The following is a 6333-nucleotide window of genomic DNA, read 5'->3' on the forward strand; positions in this document are numbered from 1 at the left end:
TGCACCGATCATCCGCGGCCGCGACCGCGGTCAACTGCGGCGACTGCTTTCCCGCACCACGAGCCGGTAACCCGGCTGGATCAACCGGCACGGCTCGCCGTAGCCTTCGTTGATCCGGTAGAGCAGGGTGCCGACCGCCGCTTCGGCGATTTTCGTCTTGTCCGGGGCGATCGTCGTGAGGGACGGAATCGAGTACTCCGCCTCCTCCACGTCATCGAAGCCGACCAGGGCGATGTCCTGCGGCACCCGCAAGCCGGCTTCATGGATCGCCCGCATCGCGCCGAGAGCCATCAGATCGTTGAAGCAGAACACCGCGTCCGGCAGCTCAGGCAGCTTGAGCAGCTTGCGCATCGCCGCCGCGCCGTCAGGCCGGAAGTAGGACCGCACCGGAGGGAAGAGCGCTTGTTCGACTGGCAGCCCGGCGTCGCGCAGCGCCTCGGTGTAGCCGAGCAGCCGCTGCTGCGCGGTCGCTCGCGGGGCCGGATCCTGCCAGCCGATCGCGCCGATGCGCCGGTAGCCCTGGTCGATCAGGTGTCGCACGGCGTCACGCGCGGCCGAGACGTTGTCGATGTGGATGTGGTCGCACACCAGGCCGTAGTCCGCCTCGCCGAGCAACACCAACGGGATCTGCCGATCGCGGGAGGCCAGCTCGTTCTGGTCGAGACCCAGCGGGCTGAGGATCACCCCGTCGATCATCGGATCGCCGAGACCGCAGGCCATGCGCAGCTCGGCGCCCGGATCGCCGGCCGTGTCGTCCATCAGGACCGTGTAACCGTGCCGCCGCGCGCTGGCGATCACCTCGACGGCCAGCTCGGCGAAATAAGGGTTCGGCATCTCCGGGAACGCGAGCGTGAGCACGCCGCTGCGGCCGGTGCGCAGGCGCCGGGCCATCAGGTTCGGGTGGTAGCCGAGTGCGTCGATGGCCTGCTGCACCCGCAGTCGGGTCTCGTCGGCGACCCGCGCGGTTCCGTTGACCACGTTGGATACGGTCTTGACGGATACCCCGGCGGCCTGGGCGACGTCGCGCAAGCGTGCCGCGCCGGCGCGTGTGGTCGTGCGCTCCCCGGTCACAACCCTGCGCTCCGTCCGACTTATCTGTCGTGAATTACAACGTTAGAATGCCACAGCCGCAGAATACCGGCTTTCCGGGCGAGCGCGCCAACGTTCCGGGCGATCCGGTGTTCGGGAAGCATCGCCTAACCGCCGATCCGATCAGGAGTAATCCGTCCGTGACTGACTCTCCCGCCGCCTCCGCCCCCGTTCGCGACCTGTTCGGCACGCTGCCCGACGGCCGCCCGGTCGACCGCTGGACCTTCACGGACGCCACCGGATTGACCGCCTCCGTCCTCACTTACGGCGCCGTGCTCCAGACGCTTCACGTGCCCGGCGTCGGCGGCGCAGACGAAAGTGGCGGCGCGGCCAACGTGGTGCTCGGCTACGACAAGCTCACCGATTACGTGGACAGCAGCTACTACTTCGGCTGCGTCGTCGGCCGGTTCGCGAATCGCATCGCGGCCGGTCGCTTCGTTCTCGACGGACGCGAATACCGGCTGCCGATCAACGACGGCGCCCGCCCGAACGCACTGCACGGCGGTCCCGAGGGCTTTCATCGGCAGGTTTGGGACGCGCGTCCGCTGGTCGAGGAAGGTGGTGTCGGCGTTGAGCTGAACCTGGTGAGCGAGGACGGCGACCAGGGCTACCCGGGACGGCTGAGCGTGCGGCTGCGCTACATGCTCGCCGGCGGCGCGCTGTACATCGATTACCAGGCCGCTGCGGAAGCTCCGACCGTGCTGAACCTGACGAACCATTCGTTCTTCAATCTCTCCGGCGAGGGCAGCAGCACCATCGACGAGCACGTACTCACCCTCGCCGCGTCCGAGTACCTTCCCGTGGACGCGGACCTGATTCCGCTGGCCTGCGCCCTGCCCGTCGCCGGAACGCCGTTCGACTTCACCGCCGGCGCGCCGCTCGGCGCGCGGATCGACGACCCGCACGAGCAGATCAAGGGCGCCGGCGGATACGACCACTGCTACATCCTCGACGGCGGCCGCACCGCCCAACCGCGCTTGATCGGCAGCCTGTCCGACCCGGAGAGCGGCCGGGCCATGGAAATCCTGACCACTGAGCCGGGAATCCAGCTGTACACGGCCAACGCGCTGCCGGCCGAGGTGGTCGGCATCTCGGGCCGTAACTACGGCCCGCGCGCCGCTGTGGCGCTGGAGACCCAGCACTTCCCGGACTCGCCGAACCGGCCGGAGTTCCCCTCCACCGTGCTGCTCCCGGGTCACGTCTTCCACTCCCAGACGGTGTACGGCTTCACGCACCTGCGCTGATCACCGGTTAGTAGCAGAACGTCAGGGCTCAATCCCCTCGGCTCCACGTAGGAACAGCCCCGGTCAGAAACGGCCGGGGCTGTTTGACTCAGACGCGGCGTTGGACTTAGCCGTCCTGTGAACCTGCACATCTCAGGCACCGCTGCGCCGCTGCGCCGACGCCTGCGGCTGGCCCGGTTCCGCCGGGACTGGTGCCCGCCCGCCCACCCCAGACGCTCCGCGCCCTCGCTGACGCTCGGCCGCTCCGCTAACTGACCTGTTCAACCGTCAAGTGGGCATCTTGCGCGACTGCCTGACCACTCGACAGACCTACGACGAGACAAGGGCGTACCCGTGCGACCACGACCGCTCAGCCGTACTCGTCGACCTCCATGTCGGCGCCCACCGCAATCAGGAACCCGAGCACCAGCGGGCTCAGCGACCAGCCTAGTAGCTGGTGCTGACCGGGAATGTCCGAATATGCCCGCCTGCGCCGGACGTTCGAGACGAAGAGCACTGCTAGGCGGCGGGAAGCTCTGGACTGTTGCTTTGAGCATCAACACAATGGCTGGGTGCCTAGGGATGTCTGGACGTGCCGTACGTACGAGGAGACCGCCCGCGACCTCAGGATCAGTCCGCGTCGGGTGCGTGCGTTAAGACTTGCCTTCTACCTGAGGCGTTGCGGTCATCCGGGCCACAAGCGACGCATCTCAGTCGACAGCATCTCCGACGAGCTGGTCTGGCGAGCATCGGCTACTAGGTGGAAGCGGACGACGAGACCCATGTTCTTCGTCTTGAAATTGCTCGCTGGGATAATCCTTGAAGCGATGTGACCATGGGCTAAGGCTGCGCATGCAACATGCCCGTTGCGTGCCTGTGCCGAGGCTGTCGAACGGTCAGCAGCGGTGACTCACGGGAGATCGACTCCGACGTGAGCTGCTGACCGGCGCGCACATCAGCGCGCAGAGCGTCAAGAGTGTCGCAGGGTTGATAGACCCGACTAGTGTCAAGACCGCAGGCAGGCGCCGAAAGCCGGCGAAGGCCGAAGCGTCGTTTCAGTCAGTCAGTTTACTTGAGGCTGCGTAGAAACGCTTTGCGTTCTTGCTCGACCACGGGAAAGAACCAGTCGGGGAGAGTGCCGTGCTCCCGCAGCGCCACCACCTCGGCAGAGCTCAATCGCTCGGCAATGCGGTCGATGGGCACGGAGTAGCTCGCCATGCGATCGCTTGTGACCTCTGTGGACACGTCGTGCGCCATGCCCGAGCCCGAGGCGGATCGACCCGATGAGCCGAGGACACGCAGCAGCGTGACCCACCAGGGGTGGGAACGTCGAAGCAGGACCGGACGCGCTGCCAGCCACGCGAGCCTGCCGATCGTAAGCTGCTGATTCGGTATCCATTCAGGCGCAGGTGTGGGCATTCTTTGATCCCCGTCCGTGTTGGCGACGCTAGCTGGACAAAGAGGTTAGCGCTCTGGTGCCCGTGGAAGACAAGACCCTATGGGTGGGTGCTGATTATCAGCACTGATAGTCAGGGAGAAGTTCAGCGAGACCCCGGTAACAGACGACACCAGACAACAGCAGACGACAGGCGATCAGCAGCGGACGAGGCCAACCGAACCACTCGCGGACGAGAGCGCGCTATCTGATGCTCCGAGCACGTTGCCACACATTCCCCGTGCTGAAGCCCAGCCTTGCCATCTGAGATAGGACTTCAACCCTCTGGCCTGTCCAGAAGTAGATCTCTGCGCCGGCGTTCGTTCGAAGCCCAACACCTTGAGAAAAGCGACCATCGCATGGGAAGGCGAGCGCGAGATCCCGTGGCTGACACACCAGCGCAGTGGTGCCCAGCACACGTCCGACCCAGCGGAGCTTCACTGTGACCTGGCCGTCAGAGAGAAGCAGTACGCCGAACGGCCAACTTGCGTTGATGCGCCAACCGCCGAGACCTGGCGCGTTGATGCCTCCGACCCACCGCATGCCGCCCCCTGTTCAAAACTGTGTCAGTGCTGAATTGTCGGTCAACCGCTTAGGTCTGTACAGCAGCGCGGTACAGCAAGCGGGCCGACCAGCAGTGCCGTACGATGACTCTTTCCGGCCTGACTCGGGCAGGAATGTCCTGATCTGCCCCACCGGTGCCGCAAGTTCGCATCTAGAGTCAGCATCAGTGCCGTGGGGCGGAGGGTTCGAAGAAGCTAGCGCGCCCGGTGCTTTGATCCTCGAGCAGCAGTCGACCACAGTTGTCGCACTTGAACAGTTGGTGATCCTCTCGGATCATCCAGAGCCCAGATCGATCGAATTCACCGGCCGTACGTTTCCTTACTCACCAGGTGGTCTGTCCGGGTGGTCTGCGGCACACTGGCAGCGTGAGTGACGACGCAGCTGCCGAGATCCACGAGAACATTGTGGCTGGCCGAATGCTCCCGGCCCTCGTGGGCATCCGTGCGGAGCTGGGATGCGGCATCCCTGCCGCCATAGACGAGTTCAGCAAGCGGTACGAGCGACTTCGCGCTGAGCGGCCCCGCGATTTCACGTTGTCGCGAGAGGAGTACGGTCGCGGCTTCTACAGCTGAAGGCGGTAGCGCGAGCCGCGCGGCGAGCGTCCGAAATCGCGGTGCGATCGCCGCTGCGGGTGCGGAACACTCGGGGTGTGAGCACCTGGGATGAGTTGACGCATGAACAACGGGTGTTGCTGGTCAATGCGTCCGAGCACGACTTCTTGCCCAACGCTCTTGGTGACTGGCGGCCGGCTGGGGCGACGTCGCACGAGGAGCGGATTGCGCGCATTGACGAACTCGTGGCGCCGTTGCTCGCGATGGTGGACGCCGGGTGGGTTGAGGTGCGCAGGTTTGCCCGTGTCGATTCCGACGAGTACGAGACACTTTCGTGCGAGGAACTGCCCGAAATGCTCAGCGATCCGGCACTCTGGGATTGGTGGTGGGACTCGCCAGGGCCTACGGTCGCCATTGTGTTCACCGAGCGAGGCGGGCAACTGTGGCGGACACACTGGGCGAAGACATGGCATCAGCGACTCAGGATCATGTAAGTCTAGTCAAGCCGCCTACGACTCGCGCTGACACCAGCGAACGACACCAACAGCGGCAGCCGGCAGCGAACACGCACTAGGGCATATCAGACAGCGTGCTGGTCACAGGGTTAGTCATGAATGGTCCCGTGCCGATCCGTGCTAGATGGGGCGGGTGTCGCACGTTCGAATCGCGCCGTGGGCACCACCCCCACCAGGGACGCAACAGCCAGAAGCCCCAGACCTTGATACAGGTCTGGGGCTTTGACACCTACTCTTGACATCAGCCCGAGCGCTCTGGCCTGAGCAAACGGTCAATGATCTTGATCGCTTCCCGCTTCGACTTCTACACCACATTCGTGAAGCGTTCATGGTCACGCCGATCTGGACCTCATCCCAACGAGCGAGCGCCTAGCCAAATCATCTGCTCGGTTTGTCCCGCCAACTGCGGTCAGGGGGCCAGGTAGAACACCTGGTTCGAGTCGCCCAGGTCTCGCCAGAGTTGGAGTCCGCGGTTGGCGCCCGAGTCGTCGTAGTCCAGCACCAGGCCGGTGGCGACGTTCTTGATCTTGTAGTAGATGCCGCCTAGCGGGATCATTTCCCAGTCTGAATCGCTGTTGGCGCAGACGTTGCCGCCACCGGTGACGACCACCGGCGAGCCCTCCCGGTCCCAGTTCGGGATCAGGCATCCAAAGTTGGGGGCCCACAAAATCTTGGTCACGGCACCTCTCACGTCGGCGTATTTCCAGTGGTGGGCTAGACCGTCTGCGCACGAGTACTCGTGGACGCTCTGCCCCAGGGGCCAGTACAAGTCCGGGCGGAGGCACTGACCGCCGCCCCAGGGCGTCTGAAAGTTGAGATACACGTCCGCGTGCGCCGACGCGGCCTGCGTCATCGACAGCGCCAGGGCCGCCGCCGGAAGCAGCAGCAGGCGCCGAAAGGTCTTGCTCACGGTGTGTGTTCTCCTCTGAGATCGCGGGGCCACTGGCATCGTCGCC

The 6333-nt window shown here is 64.9% G+C and carries 6 protein-coding genes; 3 read left to right on the top strand and 3 right to left on the bottom strand.

What is annotated here, in order from left to right:
- Positions 1 to 30 precede the first annotated feature (30 nt).
- The gene (locus VN779_RS02380; RefSeq protein WP_325719645.1) at positions 31 to 1071 is read right to left on the bottom strand and encodes a LacI family DNA-binding transcriptional regulator; all 1041 of its coding nucleotides are present in this window, start codon (positions 1069 to 1071) and stop codon (positions 31 to 33) included.
- 158 nt (positions 1072 to 1229) lie between these two features.
- On the opposite strand from VN779_RS02380, the gene VN779_RS02385 reads away from it, so the two are divergent.
- Entirely contained in the window at positions 1230 to 2333 is a 1104-nt protein-coding gene (locus VN779_RS02385; protein WP_325719647.1) for an aldose epimerase family protein, read from the top strand.
- 1047 nt (positions 2334 to 3380) lie between these two features.
- Here VN779_RS02385 and VN779_RS02390 read toward each other — a convergent pair.
- Positions 3381 to 3731 (bottom strand): hypothetical protein, encoded by a 351-nt coding sequence (locus VN779_RS02390; RefSeq protein WP_325719649.1) that lies wholly within the window; start codon positions 3729 to 3731, stop codon positions 3381 to 3383.
- A 945-nt stretch (positions 3732 to 4676) separates the two neighbouring features.
- On the opposite strand from VN779_RS02390, the gene VN779_RS02395 reads away from it, so the two are divergent.
- Together VN779_RS02395 and VN779_RS02400 are read left to right on the top strand one after the other, a co-directional pair.
- Positions 4677 to 4883 (top strand): hypothetical protein, encoded by a 207-nt coding sequence (locus VN779_RS02395; protein ID WP_325719651.1) that lies wholly within the window; start codon positions 4677 to 4679, stop codon positions 4881 to 4883.
- Positions 4884 to 4960: 77 nt separating this feature from the next.
- Positions 4961 to 5356, top strand: a complete 396-nt coding sequence (locus VN779_RS02400; RefSeq protein WP_325719654.1) for a hypothetical protein — start codon at positions 4961 to 4963, stop codon at positions 5354 to 5356.
- 430 nt (positions 5357 to 5786) lie between these two features.
- Here VN779_RS02400 and VN779_RS02405 read toward each other — a convergent pair whose 3' ends face one another.
- A complete protein-coding gene (locus tag VN779_RS02405) occupies positions 5787 to 6287 on the bottom strand; it encodes an RICIN domain-containing protein (RefSeq protein ID WP_325719656.1) in 501 nt (166 codons plus the stop codon).
- Between the last annotated feature and the right edge of the window lie 46 nt (positions 6288 to 6333).

This window comes from Actinocrinis sp. (genome assembly GCF_035605935.1).
Lineage (GTDB): Bacteria > Actinomycetota > Actinomycetes > Streptomycetales > Catenulisporaceae > Actinocrinis.

What these genes read in the sequence shown, in the direction of transcription:
- VN779_RS02390 (WP_325719649.1), bottom strand. Translation starts at nt 3,731, where the DNA reads ATGCCCACACCTGCGCCTGAATGGATACCGAATCAGCAGCTTACGATC.